The following is an 18547-nucleotide window of genomic DNA, read 5'->3' as shown; positions in this document are numbered from 1 at the left end:
ATTGTAAATTATTTGTCGTAAGTTAAATTTATGAAAATATTGGTAGCGCTCCCGGTTTATAATGAGGAATCAATTTTAAAGGAGAATGCTCTTAAGCTTTATGATTTTTTGAAAAAAAATATCACAGACAATTGGCAAATTGTCATCGCCGATAATAATTCCAGTGATCGCACCGGAGAGATTGGTAAAAATTTGGAAAAAAATTTTGTAGAAATAAAATATTTGCATCTCCCGCAAAAAGGAAAGGGATGGGCCATTCGCACGGCCTGGGAAAGGGAGAAGGCTGATGTTTATGCTTTTATGGATGCAGATTTGGCAACTAATCTTTCCGCCCTCCCCGCCCTCATCGCCGCGGTCAGCCGGGAAAATTATGACCTCGCTGCCGGTGCGCGTTTTCTCCCAGAATCTAAAGTAAAACGCTCCTTAATTAGAAAAATTGTTTCTAGAATTTATCGAATTATTTTATACCTTACACTAAAACTTAAAACAAAAGATGCTCCCTGCGGTTTTAAGGCCGTAAATCATATAGTTATTAAAAATATTCTTCCACAAATAAAAAATAATGAATGGTTTTTTGATACTGAAATGATTGTCCTTGCGGAAAAACAAAATTATCGCGTAAAAGAAATCCCCGTCATCTGGACCGAACACAAAAAAATCGGACGCAAGAGCCGAGTGAATTTTATAAAAGTTTCCCTTGGATATTTAAAAGAAATTTGGCGATTAAAAAAATCCCATGCCGGAAATTAATTCAAAGGAATGGAAATTTATCGGGCTTGTGAGCTTACTGCTCGTAATCGTCACTTCTCTTCCGATCTTATTCGGATTTTTTTCTACTCCAGAAGATAGTCTTTTTCTCGGCTTTCAACTTATTGATCATGCTGACACGCCAGTTTATTATTCTTGGATTGAACAAGTAAAAAGTGGTCACATTATTTTTAAAAATTTATTTACTTCCGAGTCGGAAGGACGTTTTATCTTTGATCCTTTCTGGCTCGGTGTCGGGCTTTTCGCTAAAATATTTTCTCTCTCAAGTTTCGCTGTTTATCAACTCTCTAGAATTTTTTTAATCCCTGTTTTTTTAGCCGTCGCCTACATTTTTATTTCCCATTTTTTTAAGGAAGAAAAAAAAAGAAAACCCTGTTTTCTTTTTTTAATTTTTGCTTCGGGATTAGGCTGGCTTGTCTGGTTAATTTCCAAAATTTTTTCCATAACCCCGTCGGCCTGGCCCATGGATCTTTGGGTTCCCGAGGCCTTCACTTTTTCAACACTCTACAACTCTCCTCATTTTATCGCCTCACTCACTCTCTTTATCGCGGTTTTGTTTTTAACTCTTCTTGCAATTGAAAAAAATAAAAAAAATTACAGCCTCTTAGCTGGCCTCACAGCTCTTTTCCTTTTCCAATTTCATCCTTACAACGCGCCTGCTCTCGCTGGCATTTTGGGAGTATATTTTATATTTTTATGTTTGAAAAATAAAAAAATTAAATGGGATGTTTTGAAACATTATTTTATTTTACTAACAATTTCTCTCCCTGCGATTATTTATCATATCTGGACTTTAAAAAATTTCTGGACCCGCCAACAATTTGCTCTCCAAAACATTTGCCTTATTCCCAATCTCAGCGTAACATTTTTAAGCTATGGCTTTCTTTTTCTTTCGGCTTGTTTCGGAACCTTTATTTTATTAAAAAAAGAAAAAAATGATAAATCTTTTTTCCTTCTCGCCTGGTTTTTCGCTCAAATAATCTTAATTTACGCGCCGGTTAATTTCGCGCGTCGCATGACCACCGGTTTACAAATAGTGATGGCTCTCCTGGCTATGAATGGATTTTTTTACCTTTTTGACACAAATACCATCTTTAAAAAATTGTTTGATAGAAAAAAAATTTTGTTATGGTTTATTTTTATTGTTTTTAGTCTTTCTAATTATTTCTTAATCATTGACGACTTAGTCTACTATTCAGCTCCTCCTCAGATCTATGCACCTTACTTATCAAAGAATAAAAATGAAGCGATGATCTGGCTTAAAAATAATACTGCCGAAGAAAGTGTTATCCTAACTTCCCCGCCAAACGGCAATCTCATTCCTGCTATTTCCTTGCGCTCGGTTTATGTTGGCCAGTGGGGTTTAACTGCCGCGCAAACAATAAAGACTGAGTGGCTAAAATATTATTTTTCCCGCTTTAATAGCCAAACAAGGGCCACTTTCTTAAAAATAAATAAAATCGATTACCTCTTTTTCGGCCCCGAAGAAAAAAACGCAGCTAATTTTAATCCCGACGAAGATAAATATCTAGAAAATGTTTATCAAAACAATGAAGTGATAATTTATAAAGTAAAAAATTGATAATCTTTATAAAACCTGAAATAAACTAAAAAACCGCCTTTAATGGCGGTTTTGTCAATAACTCTTGACAAAATTCTAATTTTATGATATACTTCAATGTTAGTGCTAAAAAAGCCCTAACCTTAAACAAAAATAGCCAAGAAAGAAATGGGGGTCGGGAAGGATTGGAATAGTAAAAATCGGGTGCACACTCAATTTTTCACTTTAACCAATCCCGGGTCCGGCGTCCTGTCGAATGACGGGACCAAGCCGAGCTCACTGCCTCCAGTTCTTTCTCTGCTATTCTGCCCCGTGCTTTCACTCTAAAGCGCGGGGTTTTTGTCATTCTAAGAAAAAAACCCCTCTTTGTCAAGAGGATTTACTCTCATACCAATAGTTGCTGGTGTGGGGATTTACTTTTCCTCTAAATAATACTATAATTTAAGAATAAATTATCATTTATTTGGGAGGTATGCCTAAAATAAAATATACAAAAGAGGAAAAAAATGAGGGGCGGAAAAACGGCAGAAGAAATAATGGAAAAATTAATCCGGATACTAAAAAGGGTATCGTAATTATCTTTCTTTTTGCCTTGGCTGGCATCAGTATTCTTAGTCTTTTTAATTTAGCCGGCGCGGCGGGAATACGGATAGAAAGCGCCCTTTCTTCATTTTTCGGTTTAGGCCGCTTTGTTATCCCGATTATTCTTCTGGGGTTGGGCTATATTATTTTGAATGGAGAAAAATATGAACTCGGCATTTCAAATTATGTCGGTCTTTTCTTTTTGGTTCTCTCTATAGAAAGTCTTCTCCATCTTGGATTTTCTTATGATGATCCATTTTCTTTCGCCGGCCTCCGAAGCGGCGGCGGATATTTAGGGCTAATTCTTTCTTACCCCCTTTTAATTTCCTTGGGTCAGGTGGCAACCATTCTGATTATTTTTGCCGTTTTTATTTCTTCTATTCTCTTAACTTTCAATACCTCGCTCCACACAATCGCGGAAAAAGGAAATTTTTGGAGAAAAATTTATCAAAAAATCAAACTCTTGTTTTTGGGCATGAAGTTTAGCGGAAAACCGCAAGAAGAAACTGCGGAAAATATTGAACCAGGACAAGAACCGGCTGAGGCTTCAGTCACAGCCGCCCCTTCTTTTGAAACAAAAAATTTGCCCGCCGGAGCGGAGACACAACCTACTCCTGAAATGATTCCTCTTGTCGTTAAGACTGAACGGAAAAAAATCGACTTGCCCATTGATCTTTTAGATGACCAATCTGAAAAGCCGACAAGCGGTGATATTAAAACCCAGATGAACATTATCCAAAAAACTTTAGAAAATTTTGGTATTATTGTGGAAATGGGAGACATTTCGGTTGGACCGACGGTAACACAATATACTTTAAAACCGGCTGACGGCGTGAAGCTCACAAAAATCACAAGTCTTCATAATGATCTCTCCTTGGCTCTGGCCGCTCACCCTATTAGAATTGAGGCCCCAATTCCGGGGAAATCCCTTGTCGGAATTGAAGTCCCAAACCAAAAAGTTGCCGCCGTAAATTTAAAAGAAATTTTGCGGGCACCGGAATTTAAACAAAGAAAAACAAATCTCACGGTCGCGCTTGGAAAAGATGTTTCCGGAAAAGTGTGGGTTTCAGATTTGGGGAAAATGCCCCACTTACTAGTGGCCGGCTCAACCGGTTCGGGCAAAAGCGTCTGTTTAAACACTGTGATTGTGAGCTTACTTTATCAAAATAGCCCAGACGATTTGCGTTTAATTATGGTTGACCCAAAACGCGTTGAATTTACGGTTTACAACGGCATCCCCCATCTTTTAACGCCGGTTATTACAGATACAGTCAAAACCGTGAACGCCTTAAAATGGGTGATTGGAGAAATGGATCGCCGGTTTGAATTATTATCTAAACATGGGAAGCGCGACATCGGCGCTTTCAACCGTGAAAGCGGAGAAAAAATGCCATACCTTGTTTTGATTATTGATGAGTTGGCAGATTTGATGGCGGTGGCTGCGGCAGAAGTAGAAGCGGCGATTATCCGCTTGGCACAAATGGCCCGCGCCGTTGGCATTCATTTAATTTTGGCGACACAGCGACCATCAGTTAATATTATTACTGGTTTAATCAAAGCCAATATCACAACCCGCATCGCTTTTGCCGTGGCCTCAAACACTGATTCGCGAACAATTTTGGATACTTCTGGCGCGGAAAAACTTTTAGGCCGCGGCGATATGCTTTACACTTGTCCGGATCTCGGAAAGCCAAAACGGCTGCAGGGCGCGCTTGTTCGAGATCACGAAATTAAAAAAGTTATTGATTATCTAAAAAATCAGGATGAACCAGAATATCTTGAAGAAGTTACCCAAAAACCCGCTTTTGGCATTTCTGTTCCTGGTCTTGATTTGGGAAATGATTCTGATGATGAATTACTTTCTGATGCGAAAGAAGTTATTGTTCAGGCTGGAAAAGCTTCGGCCTCTCTTCTTCAACGACGACTGAAAGTTGGTTATGCCCGAGCCGCACGTCTGCTTGATCTTATGGAAGAACAAGGAATAATTGGGCCAGCAGATGGCGCTAAACCGCGCGATATCTTGATTGCCGGCGCAGTAGCCGCTCCCAAAGAAATTGAAAATGACAATCTTATAGAGGAGGAAGAAAACTCTGAAGAAAATGTATAAATTTTCCGTTACTCAAATAAAAAATAAAACTGTTGGCGAAATTCTTTCTGAAGCCCGCCGGGAACAAAATCTTTCTCTCGAGGAGGTGGCAGATGTTACCCGCTTAAGACTAACCCACCTTACCGCCCTCGAGGCTGGAGATTATGAAAATCTGCCCGGCGGAGTTTATTCTGAAAAAATTTTGGAAAATTACGCCAATTTTTTGAATTTGGATCTTACCGGGCTAAAAAAAATTTTTGAAAAAGAAAATTTAACTAGTAAGCGAATAAAAAAAGCCGCTTTTCTTCAAAAAATTTCTTCAAAAAATTTTATTGTCACCCCTCGTTTAATTGAAATTTCCGTCGCCGCTGTTTTTGTCATTTTGCTTCTTACCTACCTTGGTTTTGAAATAAACAATATTTTTTCTCCACCAAATCTTTCTTTGCTTAGTCCGGAAAATAACTTAACCACCGAAGCTCCCACTATTACGGTATCGGGCTATACGGAAAAAGAAGTAAATGTTAAAATAAATGACCAGGCCATCCAAACCGACGCCGCGGGCAATTTCAACGAAACAATTAGTCTTAAAACTGGTTTAAATATTATTAAGGTTTCCGCGGCCAAAAAACGCAGTCGAGAAAATATAATTTATAGACAAGTTATTTTAAAATAATTTAAATCATAAAAAATATGACTAAAGAGAATAAAGAAAAAGTCTCAGAAAAATTTAAAGCGGCCCAGGAGGCAATCGACCAAATTAAAGAACGATTCGGCGATGGCTCAATTATGAAACTGGGAGAGGCGAAGAGAATGGAAGTTGAGTCTGTCCCCTCTGGCTGTTTATCTTTAGATTTGGCGTTGGGTATTGGCGGGATGCCGCGCGGAAGAATTATTGAAATTTTCGGTCCAGAGGCGAGTGGAAAAACGACCCTAGCTCAACATGTCGTGGCGGAAATTCAAAAAGCCGGAGGTATTGCTGCTTTTGTCGACGCCGAGCACGCTCTTGATCCAGAGTACGCTTCAAAAATCGGCGTCAATATTGAAGAACTCTTAATTTCCCAGCCTGACACAGGCGAGCAGGCTTTAGAAATTGTGGAAACCCTAGTCCGTTCTGGCGGTGTTGATGTAATCGTTGTAGATTCGGTCGCCGCGCTCGTGCCAAAAGCGGAAATTGAAGGCGAGATGGGCGATCAACATATGGGGCTTCAGGCGAGATTAATGTCGCAGGCCTTACGTAAACTGACCGGCGTTATTTCTAAAACTAAGACCGCCCTTATCTTCATTAACCAAATCAGACATAAAATCGGCATTGTTTTTGGAAACCCCGAAACCACAACCGGCGGAATGGCCCTTAAATTTTATTCTTCGGTCCGCATTGAAGTGCGCCGCGCCGCGCAAATAAAACAAGGCGATCAAATTATCGGCAACCGAGTCAAAGCAAAAATTGTAAAAAACAAGGTCGCGCCTCCCTTTAGATTTTGCGAGTTTGATATTATGTATAATGAAGGAATTTCTCTTTCCGGAGATTTACTCGATACCTCCGTGGTTTATAAAGTAATAAATAAAAGCGGGAATTCCTACAACTATGGCGAAACAAAACTCGGCGTCGGCCGAGAAACGGCGAAAAGATTTCTAAAAGAAAATCCAAAATTAATGGCCGAAATACGAAAAAAGGTTATAAGTGCGTCAGAAGCCGCCGCGGAAAACGACGAAAATGGCCCCGTCGCTGAATAAAACATAAAAAATAAAACCCGCCTCATCGGCGGGTTTTTTAATTACGCTAAAATTTTTACTCCGTCGCTCTCTCGGCGTACTCACCAGTTTCTGTGTTGATAATAACCGTGTCGCCCTCTTTAATAAAAAGAGGCACACGAATTTTTAAACCAGTTTCAAGGGACACTTCTTTTGTCACCCTGCCGGAAGCCGTATCGCCTTTTACGCCCGGCTCAGCCTCGGTAACTTTATAAGAAACTTTTTTTGGAAACTCCACGGTAATGGGTGTCCCATCGGAGAAAAGTAAAACAACTTCTAATCCTTCTTTCAAATATTTTTCAAAACCAGCCAAAACCTCAACTCCCAATTCAAACTGCTCGTAAGTGTTGTTATCCATAAAGGCGAATTTTTCGCCGCTCGCATAAAGATACTGAACTTTTCTTTTTTCCAAATCAACCAAATCAATTTTTTCTCCCACCTTAAAAGTGTTTTCCAAAACTTTTCCTGTTTTTAAGTTTTTTAATTTTGTGCGCACAAATGCGGAGCCCTTGCCCGGCATAATGTGTTGAAATTCAGTCACAAGATGTGGATCATTTTTCCATGAAATTACCACACCTCTTTTAATGTCTTGTGTTGAAGCCATAAATTTAGGATTATAATCTTAAATTTTATAAATTTTGTTTGGCTGGAAAAAAAATAACTTCATCAAGACTTTTAGCGTCCGCGAAGAGCATCGCAATCCTGTCTACCCCCATGGCAATACCCCCAGACGGCGGAATTTCACGAAGGGCTTTCAAAAAATCCTCATCAATATCATAAATTTCTTTTCCCAGCGCCTTTCTCAAATTTCTTTCCCCGACAAGCCGCCTTCTTTGTTCGTCCGGATCAACTAATTCTGAAAAGGCGTTTCCTAGCTCCAAACCACCAATATAAACTTCAAACCTTTCAGCATAGCGTGGATCGATTTTTTTCTGACGCGAAAGCGCCGCCATCTGGGCTGGCCAATCATAAAGGATTGTTGGTTTTCCTTGGCCCAGATAAGGCTCAATCTCGTTTAAAAATATTTTAAAGAAAATATCGTCAAAACTATCGTTTTTTGAAATAACATAACCCTTCTTTACGGCCGCGCGCTCTATTTGATCTCTTTCTAGCACTTTATCTAAATCAATCTCGGCATATTTAGAAAATACTTCCCTGACAGTCAGTCTCGGCCACGGCGGCGTTAAATCAATTATTTTCCCCTGGTATTTTATTTTTAAACTTTTATTTTTTTTGGGGATAGTTACGCGTTTTTTATTTTTCAGATTAGCGCCAACAAACATTATCATTTTCTCTACATCGTCCATAATATCCTTATAGTCTGCGTGCGTCCTGTACCATTCCAAGATAGTGAACTCGGGATTATGTAAATCGTCCATGGCCTCTCCCCCGCGAAAACTTTTACAGATCTGAAAAATTTTCGGAAATCCGGCCGCTAAAATTTTCTTCATCGCGTACTCAGGAGAAGTTATAAGATATGTCTCGCGCCTTCCGCCTAAAATCGAAAGGGTTACCTTAACGGGGTCAAGAGATGGTTCCATCCCCGGAAGTTTTACAAGACTTGGCGTTTCTACTTCTAAAAAATTTTCCCTAGAAAAAAAATCCCTAATCAATAAAATAATTTTTGCCCTCAAAAAAAACTTTTTTTGTCTCTCTTTCTCTTTTTTTAAAATCGTCCAATTAGGCGTCATAAATTGATACTTCCTCTTATCATTACAAAATCCACTCTGGTTTCAAAGAGTGGATTTTATCACTTCGCCATATTTACTTGTTCGTGAAAGGTAAAATCCCCAGGATTCTTGCCCGTTTTATCGCCAACGCCAACTTGCGTTGATGCTTGGAACAAACGCCGCTTTTTCGACGCGGAACAATTTTACCGTAAGACGATATAAACTTTCTAAGAGTTGGCTCGTCTTTAAAATCAATCTCCTTAACATTATTAGCGCAGAAATGGCAGGTCTTTCGTCCGGCGATTGTTGTGCTTGCACTTTGTTGTCTCATCATAGTTTAATTAAAGATCTGTTTAAAAAGGAATATTTTCAACTTTAATTTCTTCTTCTTGCGGCTCTTCGGCTGGACCCTGTTCTTCCATGGACTGACTTACTGCTGGCGCTGATCCCTGGCCACCAGACGAGCCGCCACGGTCTAGCATAATCATGTTCTCCGCGACAATTTCTGTTTTATATCTTTTTACTCCGTCTTGCCCTTGCCAATCTCTTGTCTGAAGCCGCCCTTCAATATAAATTTTTTTACCTTTATTCAAATACTGGCCGCAAATTTCTGCCAATTTTCCCCAAGCGACGATATTGTGGTATTCCACCGCTTCTTGTTTTTGTCCTTGAGCATTTGTCCAAACACGGTTCGTCGCCACGGAAAAAGACGCCACATTTTGTCCCGAGGGAGTTGTTTTTACTTCCGGATCGCGGGTCAGATTTCCAATGATCATTGCTTTATTTAAATTCATACTTTTTCTAATTATGTATTATTTTAGATAATGTCGCCTTCAAGAATTTCCCCAAGTTTTTTATCTAATTCCTCAAGACTAACTTTTGGCGCAGGCTCTGCCTTTACTTCTTCCGCCTTCTGCTTTTGAACCATTTTTTCTTTTCTGATTTTTTCCGCCTCTATATCTTCTTGGGTTTTAAGTTTTTTCAAAGTGATGCTAAACCTTAAAACTTCTTGGGTTAACTTTAATTCACCCTCAAGCTCCTTGATTTTTTCTGCTTCGCTGTTAAACTCAATCACAAGATAGTTCCCAACCTGGACATCGGCAATCGGGTAGGCCAATTTTTTGGAACCCAAATTATCGGTTGAGGTTATTTCCCCTCCGTATTTTTTAACTGTTTCATTGATTTTTCCGCTGATAGCTTCCATCTCTTCCTCGGTATATTTTCCAGGAATGATGAACAATAATTCGTAATGTTTCATAAAACTGTTTAAATAAGGTATTTACCTGCGCTCGTCGTCCCGCAGTACTGCGGGATCGCACTCGCTGGATAATAAAGTTTCTAAAAGTTTAGCACAGGGCTAAAATTTACGCAAGCCCCGTTAAAAATTTATTTTTATTTTAAAATGCCTATTTTAAGAAAATATTTTATGGCTTGTTTCGTGGACACATTGAAACAAAAATTTTATAAAAAATTTTGCCAAGAATTTCTAATGAGGCAAGATGTGATATAATAAACCAAAATCCAGCCGATACTCGTAAAACTTAAAAAATATGAAATACTTCTTTATTTTAGGCAGAAATCCAACTTTGTCAAGCGCGGAGCTAGCCGCCGTTTTGGACGAACAAGCTATTTTTAACCACCTTTCAAACGAAGCCATTGTAGCCGATATTGAAGGTGAACTTTCTGCTAATGAAATCATGCCGCGCCTCGGGGGTACGGTTAAATTTGGGGAAATCCTTGAAATGCCGGACGAATTCGCGGCCGAAGACATCGCTGAAATTTTGAAAAATTCTTCGGCTAAAAAAATTTATTTTGGCTTTAGTTTTTATAAATTAGATGAAGATGTTTCTGTCGCGCGCTTAAACAAGGGAACTCAAAAAATAAAAAATCTAGCCATGGAAATAAAAAACCTGCTCAAGGAGGCGAAAATCCAGGCTAGGTGGGTAACTTCAAAAGAAAAAAATTTAAGTTCAGTCGTAGTAAAGAAAAATAAATTGCTGACCGAGGCCGGCGCCGAATTAGTTTTTTTGATTGGCAAAGAAAAAAATTATCTCGGTAAAACTTTGGCAGTCCAAGAATTTGAAGATCTGAGTTTCCGCGATTATGGCAGACCCGCCCGAAGCATGCGAGTCGGATTAATGCCGCCGAAACTTGCTAAAATTATGCTTAATTTAGCGCGAATAGACAAACACTCTGCTCTTTTAGATCCGTTCTGCGGCTTTGCCACAATTTTGGAAGAAGCGCTGCTTTGGGGCTACGAAAATTTAATTGGCACGGATATTAACCCCGAAACTTTATCCGGAGCAAAAGAAAACTTAGAATGGTTGAAAAAAAATTATAACCTGGAAACAAAAAATTATAAATTATTAGAAGCTGACGCCAAGGAAATTTCAAAAAAATTTCCCTCGCAATCAATCGATGCGATTATCACTGAACCATACCTTGGTCCACCTCTCCATGGCGACGAACCTCAAGAAAAAATCCAACAAATTATCAGAGAACTTTCCGACCTTTATCTTGCCGCTTTCCGAGAATTTAAAAAAATTATAAAATCCGACGGCCGAATTGCAATTCTCTTCCCTGTTTTTCATACAGAAAAACAAGATTTATTTTTACCGATTCTGGACGAAATAAAAAAAATCGGCTTTTCTGCGACCGACCTTCTACCAAAAGATTTTAAAAAATATCCATTTTTAGAAATTACGCCGCGTAATTCTATTCTCTACTCCCGGCCCGACCAATTCGTCTGGCGGGAAATTTTTATTTTTTCTCTTTAAATAAAAATTTAAAAATCCTCGCAAAATGGCAAGGATTTTTTTATTACACATTAAATCTAAATTCTACCGTATCGCCGTCTTGCATCACGTATTCTTTTCCTTCCAGCCGAATTAATCCCTTCTCTTTCGCCCCAACGTCTCCGCCGGAATCTAACAAATCTTTCCAATTTATAACTTCAGCCGCGATAAACCCGCGTTCAAAATCAGTATGAATTTTACCGGCAGCCTGTGGCGCCAGAGTTCCTCGGGCTATTGTCCAGGCATGTGCTTCTTTTGGTCCGGCCGTAAAAAAGGTGATCAAATTGAGTTCATAATAACTCGCCCTGATCAATTTGTCCAAACCGGATTCTTCCAGACCCAACTCTTTCAAATAATTTTTTGCCTCTTCTGGCGGAAGTTCTGCTAATTCCGACTCAATTTTTGCCGAAACTAAAATTACTTTTTCCGGATCAAGTGGCAAATTAAACTTTTTCAAAATTTCTTTTTTATCGGCTTTTATATCAGCTTCTGCCACGTTTAAGGCGTAAAACGTCGGCTTTAAAGATAATAAATTCAATTCTTTAACCAAAAATTTTTCCTCCTCGTCAAGGCCAAGTGCTGCAGCCATTATTCCCTTTTCCAAAGCATCGCTAATTTTTAAAAGTGTTTCATTGGTCTTAAGAAGTATTTTTTCTTTGCCACCCTTAAGTTCGCCAGCCAAACTCGTGAGTCTTTTTTTAACTGTATCTTGATCGGCAAAAATTAATTCCAAATTTATAACTTCTAAATCAGAAATGGGATTAATTTTTCCATCTACATGAATGACATTAGGATCTTCAAAAGCCCGAATCACCTGGCAGATAGCGTCTACTTCCCTAATATGCGACAAAAATTTATTGCCCAAACCCTGACCTTCGTGGGCGCCTTTCACAAGACCGGCAATGTCTACAAATTCAATCACGGTCGGAACAATTTTCGCCGAATTATAAAAATCATTTAATTTTTGTAAACGGAAATCGGGCACGGCAACCGTCCCCACATTTGGTTCAATAGTGCAAAAAGGATAATTGGCGATGTCTACTTGTTTTCGAGTCAACGCTTTAAAAAGGGTTGACTTCCCCACGTTTGGCAGACCAACAATTCCCACTTTAAAAGACATACTCTTTATTTTTTATTTAAAATAAAAATCAACTAAAATCTCCCGCCGGAATTTTTGGTGGACCTAGAGGGAATCGCACCCTCGACTCCTCCATGCCATGGAGGCGTTTTACTACTATACTATAGGCCCAAAACCATAAATCCAGGCGGGAGATTTTTTAAGGTTACAACAATTTATAATTTTGTCAACTACGATACAAAGTTTAGGTTTCTTTGCGCCCGGCAGAGCAAAAACTATATTTACCTTCATTGTTTACTGAACACATATTGATTCACCTTTACTTTGTACGTGGTCAACCAATTTTACTGCGCTGGAACCGTTTCAGGAATTGGGGTCGGTAAAACCGCTGGCTCTCCAGTGGACGGGTTTTTTAAAGAATCAATTTTCTGTTTAACAATTTCATTGTCAGGGTTGGTCTTTAAAATTTCTTCCAGTTCGCCAAGCGCTAAATCTTTTTTACCTTGCTCTTCGTAAATCGCCGCGAGATACCAACGGGCGTTAGCAAAGCTCGGCGCGAGCCCAACTACTCGTTCCAATTCGGCAACAGCCTTGTCTAATTCTTTATTTTGCGCGTAAAGCAAACCGAGCTGGAAGGCCACCCCAATATCATTTGGCAAATCGGCCTTAATTTCTTCTAATTTACTAATCGCCTCATTGACTTTTCCTTGTCGGCTATAAACTAACGCCAATTCAAAATGAGCTGGCGCATAATCTGCTTTAGTCGTGATAGCTTTGTTAAGTTGTTCCTCGGCTTTGTCTAAATTTTCTTTAACTTTTGTTTCTGCCTCAGCTTTTACTTTATCATCTTTTGACTGAAGATTTGGAGCAAGCAAATCAGCCATTGCCGCGTAGGTTTTTCCTAATTCTGTATAAAGATACGGATTTGCCGGCTCAAATTCAATCGCTTTCTGCCAAGAACTTACAGCCCATTCGTCAGCTCCCGGAATTATCGACATAATTGTCTGGTAAATTGACGCCAGTGTTGCCCAGTTAGTTGAATTTTTCGGAGAAATTTCTGTCGCGCGCTTTGCCACATTAATGTCCGCCGCGATAAGTTCTTGGATTTTTTTAGCGCCCTCTTCGGTCGGCGTAGCCGCTAGCTCTTGATTAATTTGCGCCTGCAAACTTTGCGCCAAATTTCTAAGATAAATGTCGTTGCGTTGGTTTAAAGACACAGCTTGATCCAAAAGCCCTGTTGCCTTGCTCAAATCCTCTCCTTTATTAAAGGAGTCCAAAGCCTGCATAAATTTCGCATCAGCTGCGTAACGCTCGCCCACGAGATAAAAAGACGAAACAGTCAAAATCAAACCTATTGCCAGAAGAAAAGACAAAATCAGGGAAACGCGCGGGGCGCTGCCCAAAGAAATCTCCCAAAATTTATGTGAAGTTATAACTACCAAAATTGCCGTTAAAATCCAAAAGGAAAATTCCAAAGTTAAATTGGAAGAATAAAGAAATTTACCGAGAAGTAAGGCAAGCCAAGCCGCGCCAACTGCCAACTGATTCAGCCATAGTGCTCCAGATTTTTCTTTGATTAAATTTGAAACAAGTAAAACGGCCAAAAACACCGCCACAAATAACCACGAAATAATTCCAAAAAGCCCAGTAGTTGTAAGCATGGTTAAAACCCTTGAAGCAGAGCGATCAAACTTAACATCCCAAAGTTGTGTCTCATTTACGCCGGCTGGCTTATATTTCGCATAATCAAAAACAAACGTACTTGGCCCAGAACCCAAAAGTGGCGCTTCTTGCAAAGATTGCCTGGCAATCCCGCTTGACGCGGAAAAAGACGGCATAATTTCCGCCGGCAATCGCGAAACAATTGGCGTATTAATAAAAAATAATAAGACTGCAACGACAAAAGCTGCCATGGGCAGAGCCAACCACCCTAAATTTTTAATTTCATGAGCCCTAATTATTGCGAAAGCCAAAACAAAAGCAATAGCCGGAACAAAAATCGCCCAAACTATCCAATTATCAATCGTCGCCAGAAGAAAAAGCATAAGCGCGGCGACAACAGCCATCACAATTCTCATAACTAAATTCTTTTTACTGGCCTTACCCTTTTCTGCCCCATCCCCTAAAAATAATGGGCAAAGCAAAACGAACGCGGCTCCCAAAAAAATTCCCAAACCGTTCAAGGTTCCAACTGAATTTAGAGCTTGGCTGGGGACGAGCGTGGCAGGTAATACTCCTAAAAAAACAAACGCTGTCCAGACGGTCACAACCCCCGCGCCCAAAAGGTACGAGTAAAGTAAATTCTTTACTGCCTTCATGTCGCGAAAATTGTTGATGATGACAAAATATAAAATAACAAAACAAAGAACCGTTACGAGCCCTTCTTTTTCCAATCCCGAAGCTCCGACAAAACTCCTGATTTTATCCAAGGAAAAAATCGTCGCGAGGGTGTAAATCGCCACGTACAATAAAACAAGAACATTCAAAAAACTGCGGCGCAAAATAACTTGCCTTGAAGCAACCATTTTTCCAAGCCAGGCAAGCCCTGCCAAAAGCGTCACAATAACCAGTAAATTTTGTTTGTTAAAATCCAGAGCTTCAAAAGTCCACGGCAGAAAAAAAACCGGTAAAACAAAAACCAAAAGGGACAGACAAATTTTAACCAATTTGTCACAAATGTTAGCAATTGTGTTCATAGTTAGATTTTACTTTTCCCAAAAGACTCACTTTCGAGAATAAGCGTTTAAATTAATTAGTTAATTATAGCACAAAAACTGATTATAAAAAAATTTCATCCACAGTAAGATAAAAAAATTAAATAAAAAGACCGGCATCTGGCAGAGAATCGTTCTTCACGATTTCTGCCAGATGCCGGTTCAACGATGCGTGTCTGCGTCACGGACAAGCGCGGAAATTAACGCTGCGGTGTTCTTGTGCGCGCGAGGCACTATTCGAACTGAGCCGCAACTATGGGCACGTCCATGTCACAGTAATCGTCGGGTCATCAACTGTACCGCCACCGCCGGGAGCAATGTACTCGACGACCCCGATGTCGCCGGTGCCTATCCCCAACGCCAAGGTCGGATTGACAACAGCAGCTGAACGCACGTACTCAATGAATCCCACAATAGGCACCGAAACCCACGACCCAGATGACTGGTTGGCAAGCCACGTAGCATATGCAGGTAGAGAAAACGACGGCATGCTGCGGTATGTGGTCGCCGCACACGAATAGGAAGACGTAACTTGATAGACACCAAGCGTTGGCGCTGCTCCTAGACGATCCCGGACGCGCAACCGTAAATTCGCGCTCGTGATGGTCGCGACCGCGCCTGACGGAATTGCGTCAAGATCACTCGTATTGAGTGCAAAGAACGAGTAGTAATACCGGAAGTCCGTTGGATTCACGCCGACCCATAGGACAGCTGAGTGGCAGTTGTTCACTGTCGGGTACGCCTGGTAAACCCAAGTTGCGTCTGTGACCCGGACCGTGGCGCTGCCAGAAGAAACAACGCAAGTTCCCCACCGGCAACTGGAGTCGCAGATACGCGTGCCTGCTCCACACGAGTTAGAACACGGCCCTGAAGAACCAGGGAGACATCCGTCGCCAGCGCCGCAGTCGGCCGGACACGTAGCGCACGTTTCGCCCGAATCGCAACGCCCGTTTCCGCAGGACACCGTGGATTCACACCTTCCTGAAGAATTGCACGTCTCGGATCCCGAGCACGAACCGCAAGAACCTCCGCAGCCATCCGAGCCGCATTCACGGCCGGAGCAGTTGGGGGTGCAACAGTCGCCTGGGGTCCAACGCCAGTCACCGCAGGTTCCGCTTGTTGGTCCGGAACTAATACCCGAAACGCAAACTCCCGTCGACTGGCACCAGCCGCATCCACCTCGCGGCGTACACGCCGAACATGAGGAGCTCGATGAACACGGATCCGTGCCTGGGACACACGTACCCGACGCATTGCACGTCTCGGATCCCGAGCACGAACCGCAAGAACCTCCGCAGCCATCCGAGCCGCATTCACGGCCGGAGCAGTTGGGGGTGCAATCGCATCTACCCGACGCATTGCACGTCTCGGATCCCGAGCACGTGCCGCAGGAAGTACCGCAGACCGGATCAGGTCCGCACTCACGGCCGGTGCAATCGCGATCTGCCGGACAGTTCGGCGCAGTCGTATCGCAGACCCCGCCAGGAGTACATATCTCGGAACCCGAACACGATCCGCACGAGCCACCGCAACCATCCGAGCCACATTCGCGGCCGGTGCAGTTGGGGACGCAGTCACACTCGCAGGTGCCCCAGGCGAGACCGGTGTAATCGCAAATCTGGTAACCGGTCCGTCCGCCGCCGCAGGAGCAATCCTGCGTCGAGCCGGGGTCGCAGATCCTGGCCGTCTCGTCATCATCACCGCACGCGGCGTAGGCGAACATCGTGGCCGCCACGAAGACGGTCAAAAAGAATCCCATGAACTTTCCGATTTTCTCCTTCATCTTCTTTCTCCTCCTCGGCTCGGCTTTCCTTTAGCCGACCAGTTCTGCCGTTATCATATATATATATTATGTCTTAAAAGTCAAGTGGATCTTTGTAAATTTTAAATTAAAACAAAATAAAAAGACCGGCACCTGGCAGAGAATCGTTCTTCACGATTTCTGCCAGATGCCGGTTCGAGCTCATGGTCGCGTTGGACAATCCGCCGGACAGTCGTACAGTCGACAGAGGTTGTCGATGTCCGCCGCCGTTGGTTCTACCGAATAGAACTCGGGCGGAGATGCATCTGTACCCATCACAGAAGGAGCGGAGTCGTTGTGATCCAGACCGAGCGCGTGCCCGAATTCATGGATGGCGGTTCTCTTGACCAACTCTAGATTGAACTGGAAGACAAAGTCCTCCCTTGCCTCCTCTTCGGACAAGCAACGAGAAGGATCGCCCTCTCTGCTGTAAAAACAAATCTGATCGTCCACGGAGCGCAGATACGCCCCCCGCATGATCAGGATGTCGCCGCAGAAGTAACCGGCAAACCCGCCTGTCATCTCAAGGTAGTCTTCGATGTCGGGTGTGGTATCGATCTGGGAAAACGGATAGACCACATCCTTGTGATCGTTCAACTTCGGTCGAGTCCAACCCCCGTCGTGCGGTTCGTAGCCCTGGTCATTGAAGAGGTCCAGGCAGGTCATCCTTTCCCAAATCTCAGCCGCCTCGCGGAGCACCTCGTCTTCCGGGTTGCTCCAGTCAGTCGAAAGACTGAACTCAAACGGCTCGGGATTGCCGAGCTCCATGCCAAGGCAGCCCGTGAGCGCCACGCTCATTGCGCACATTGCGATCGTCGCCTTCATTGTTAACCCCTCCCTTGCCCGCAGTCTTGCGGGACGGCTATTCACAAAAAGTGAAAATTACCTGAAAAAGTTTTAGCAGTAAGGCTTTTTCACCTAATCTCCACCTTTAATTTTACAATTTATAATAACACATTTTTACCCTTTTGTCAATCTCGTTTAAACCAAGAAAAATTTCGCCCTTAATAAAAAGACCGGCACCTGACAGAGAATCGTTCTTCACGATTTCTGCCAGATGCCGGTTCGAGCGCAGTCGACGCTACGGTCGCGACTCGGCGAGCCACTCTCCGTCGCCGCCCGCGGCGGAAGTCCAGGTGCCGACGATCCGAGAGACGCCGCCAATTCTCGGCGGAGTCCACTGCCCCGAAAGACTCAGCCGAACCGAATCGTCCGAGAGGAGATAAACCTCTCCATCGAACGAAACAGTGCCGGTGAATTCCTGGAAGCTGTGTCCCGGGTCGTCGGCGTACCAGTCGTAGCCGACGAGATTTCCTTCCTCGTCCTGGTCGAGGTGCAGCAGGAGACGATCGTAGAGCGTGTTATGCAGCACAAGATCGTAGTCTCCATTCAGGTCGGGGAAAAGCTGAAGCGCAACCGGGGCGCACGCCTCGTCCACCCCCACCACTACGCTCGCCGGAAAATAACCGGGAGCCGTAGCGGCGAAGGTGTGCTCGCCCATCGCGAGTTCCGCCACGCTGCCGACCGCGACGCCGTCCACCGTGACGGAAGCGTTCGTCGCGTTCGTCGTCACTCGCACTTCGCAGGTCTCGAGCGCCACATCGTCCGTACCGTAGTTCTGGTAGCTCCCGTAGCACCCAACCACGAACAGGGAAACGAACACCGCGATCATCGTTGTCTTCATTTGTCAAACTCCTTGTCTCGGCGCTGCCGAGACGGTTCTTCGAAAAGTGAAGATCA

The 18547-nt window shown here is 42.6% G+C and carries 15 protein-coding genes and 1 tRNA gene; 6 read left to right on the top strand and 10 right to left on the bottom strand.

All coding sequences use genetic code 11. The annotated features are described in order from the left end of the window. The first annotated feature begins 30 nt into the window (after positions 1 to 30). The 5 genes from WC445_03430 (at position 31) to recA (ending at position 6731) form a co-directional block, all read left to right on the top strand. Positions 31 to 750: a glycosyltransferase gene (locus WC445_03430; GenBank protein ID MFA5128988.1), complete on the top strand. Its 720-nt coding sequence runs from the start codon at positions 31 to 33 to the stop codon at positions 748 to 750. Next, on the top strand, positions 737 to 2350 hold the full coding sequence (locus tag WC445_03425; GenBank protein ID MFA5128987.1) for a hypothetical protein: 1614 nt from the start codon (positions 737 to 739) through the stop codon (positions 2348 to 2350). The genes WC445_03430 and WC445_03425 overlap by 14 nt, the downstream gene beginning before the upstream one ends. A 451-nt stretch (positions 2351 to 2801) precedes the next feature. Then, complete coding sequence (locus WC445_03420) at positions 2802 to 5018, top strand: DNA translocase FtsK 4TM domain-containing protein (GenBank protein ID MFA5128986.1); 2217 nt, start codon at positions 2802 to 2804, stop codon at positions 5016 to 5018. Next, the gene (locus WC445_03415) at positions 5011 to 5670 is read left to right on the top strand and encodes a helix-turn-helix domain-containing protein (GenBank protein MFA5128985.1); all 660 of its coding nucleotides are present in this window, start codon (positions 5011 to 5013) and stop codon (positions 5668 to 5670) included. Before WC445_03420 ends, WC445_03415 begins: the two co-directional genes overlap by 8 nt. Before the next feature lie 17 nt (positions 5671 to 5687). Continuing rightward, entirely contained in the window at positions 5688 to 6731 is a 1044-nt protein-coding gene (recA, locus tag WC445_03410) for a recombinase RecA (protein ID MFA5128984.1), read from the top strand. Positions 6732 to 6786: 55 nt separating this feature from the next. Here recA and efp read toward each other — a convergent pair whose 3' ends face one another. The 5 genes from efp to rpsF all read right to left on the bottom strand — a co-directional run bounded on the left by efp (position 6787) and on the right by rpsF (position 9677). Further along, a complete protein-coding gene (gene efp, locus WC445_03405; protein ID MFA5128983.1) occupies positions 6787 to 7353 on the bottom strand; it encodes an elongation factor P in 567 nt (188 codons plus the stop codon). 25 nt (positions 7354 to 7378) lie between these two features. Continuing rightward, positions 7379 to 8440, bottom strand: a complete 1062-nt coding sequence (epmA, locus tag WC445_03400; protein MFA5128982.1) for an EF-P lysine aminoacylase EpmA — start codon at positions 8438 to 8440, stop codon at positions 7379 to 7381. 73 nt (positions 8441 to 8513) lie between these two features. Beyond that, positions 8514 to 8753 carry a 30S ribosomal protein S18 gene (gene rpsR, locus WC445_03395; protein ID MFA5128981.1) on the bottom strand — a complete coding sequence of 80 codons (240 nt, stop codon included), beginning with the start codon at positions 8751 to 8753 and terminating at the stop codon, positions 8514 to 8516. Positions 8754 to 8772: 19 nt separating this feature from the next. Beyond that, entirely contained in the window at positions 8773 to 9213 is a 441-nt protein-coding gene (locus tag WC445_03390) for a single-stranded DNA-binding protein (protein MFA5128980.1), read from the bottom strand. A gap of 23 nt (positions 9214 to 9236) precedes the next feature. Next, positions 9237 to 9677 (bottom strand): 30S ribosomal protein S6, encoded by a 441-nt coding sequence (gene rpsF, locus WC445_03385; protein ID MFA5128979.1) that lies wholly within the window; start codon positions 9675 to 9677, stop codon positions 9237 to 9239. A 292-nt stretch (positions 9678 to 9969) separates the two neighbouring features. Between rpsF and WC445_03380 the strand changes: the two genes are divergently transcribed. Next, positions 9970 to 11196: a methyltransferase domain-containing protein gene (locus WC445_03380; GenBank protein MFA5128978.1), complete on the top strand. Its 1227-nt coding sequence runs from the start codon at positions 9970 to 9972 to the stop codon at positions 11194 to 11196. A 43-nt stretch (positions 11197 to 11239) separates the two neighbouring features. Here the strand turns inward: WC445_03380 and ychF are convergent, their stop codons facing one another. From ychF to WC445_03355, 5 genes are all read right to left on the bottom strand, one after another. Then, positions 11240 to 12334 (bottom strand): redox-regulated ATPase YchF, encoded by a 1095-nt coding sequence (gene ychF / locus WC445_03375; protein MFA5128977.1) that lies wholly within the window; start codon positions 12332 to 12334, stop codon positions 11240 to 11242. 55 nt (positions 12335 to 12389) lie between these two features. Continuing rightward, positions 12390 to 12463 (bottom strand) — tRNA-Ala (locus WC445_03370). A 173-nt stretch (positions 12464 to 12636) separates the two neighbouring features. After that, positions 12637 to 14988, bottom strand: a complete 2352-nt coding sequence (locus tag WC445_03365; protein ID MFA5128976.1) for a tetratricopeptide repeat protein — start codon at positions 14986 to 14988, stop codon at positions 12637 to 12639. A 1981-nt stretch (positions 14989 to 16969) separates the two neighbouring features. After that, the gene (locus WC445_03360) at positions 16970 to 17632 is read right to left on the bottom strand and encodes a matrixin family metalloprotease (GenBank protein ID MFA5128975.1); all 663 of its coding nucleotides are present in this window, start codon (positions 17630 to 17632) and stop codon (positions 16970 to 16972) included. A gap of 256 nt (positions 17633 to 17888) precedes the next feature. Beyond that, on the bottom strand, positions 17889 to 18491 hold the full coding sequence (locus WC445_03355) for a hypothetical protein (GenBank protein ID MFA5128974.1): 603 nt from the start codon (positions 18489 to 18491) through the stop codon (positions 17889 to 17891). Positions 18492 to 18547 lie beyond the last annotated feature (56 nt).

It is taken from the genome of Patescibacteria group bacterium (assembly GCA_041650995.1).
Lineage (GTDB): Bacteria > Patescibacteriota > Patescibacteriia > XYB2-FULL-38-15 > XYB2-FULL-38-15 > JAHIRI01.
This window is presented reverse-complemented; position numbering and strand designations above follow the sequence as displayed.

What these genes read in the sequence shown, in the direction of transcription:
- WC445_03430 (MFA5128988.1), top strand. Translation starts at nt 31, where the DNA reads ATGAAAATATTGGTAGCGCTCCCGGTTTATAATGAGGAATCAATTTTA.
- WC445_03425 (MFA5128987.1), top strand. Translation starts at nt 737, where the DNA reads ATGCCGGAAATTAATTCAAAGGAATGGAAATTTATCGGGCTTGTGAGC.
- WC445_03420 (MFA5128986.1), top strand. Translation starts at nt 2,802, where the DNA reads ATGCCTAAAATAAAATATACAAAAGAGGAAAAAAATGAGGGGCGGAAA.
- WC445_03415 (MFA5128985.1), top strand. Translation starts at nt 5,011, where the DNA reads ATGTATAAATTTTCCGTTACTCAAATAAAAAATAAAACTGTTGGCGAA.
- recA (MFA5128984.1), top strand. Translation starts at nt 5,688, where the DNA reads ATGACTAAAGAGAATAAAGAAAAAGTCTCAGAAAAATTTAAAGCGGCC.
- efp (MFA5128983.1), bottom strand. Translation starts at nt 7,353, where the DNA reads ATGGCTTCAACACAAGACATTAAAAGAGGTGTGGTAATTTCATGGAAA.
- epmA (MFA5128982.1), bottom strand. Translation starts at nt 8,440, where the DNA reads ATGACGCCTAATTGGACGATTTTAAAAAAAGAGAAAGAGAGACAAAAA.
- rpsR (MFA5128981.1), bottom strand. Translation starts at nt 8,753, where the DNA reads ATGATGAGACAACAAAGTGCAAGCACAACAATCGCCGGACGAAAGACC.
- WC445_03390 (MFA5128980.1), bottom strand. Translation starts at nt 9,213, where the DNA reads ATGAATTTAAATAAAGCAATGATCATTGGAAATCTGACCCGCGATCCG.
- rpsF (MFA5128979.1), bottom strand. Translation starts at nt 9,677, where the DNA reads ATGAAACATTACGAATTATTGTTCATCATTCCTGGAAAATATACCGAG.
- WC445_03380 (MFA5128978.1), top strand. Translation starts at nt 9,970, where the DNA reads ATGAAATACTTCTTTATTTTAGGCAGAAATCCAACTTTGTCAAGCGCG.
- ychF (MFA5128977.1), bottom strand. Translation starts at nt 12,334, where the DNA reads ATGTCTTTTAAAGTGGGAATTGTTGGTCTGCCAAACGTGGGGAAGTCA.
- WC445_03365 (MFA5128976.1), bottom strand. Translation starts at nt 14,988, where the DNA reads ATGAACACAATTGCTAACATTTGTGACAAATTGGTTAAAATTTGTCTG.
- WC445_03360 (MFA5128975.1), bottom strand. Translation starts at nt 17,632, where the DNA reads ATGAAGGCGACGATCGCAATGTGCGCAATGAGCGTGGCGCTCACGGGC.
- WC445_03355 (MFA5128974.1), bottom strand. Translation starts at nt 18,491, where the DNA reads ATGAAGACAACGATGATCGCGGTGTTCGTTTCCCTGTTCGTGGTTGGG.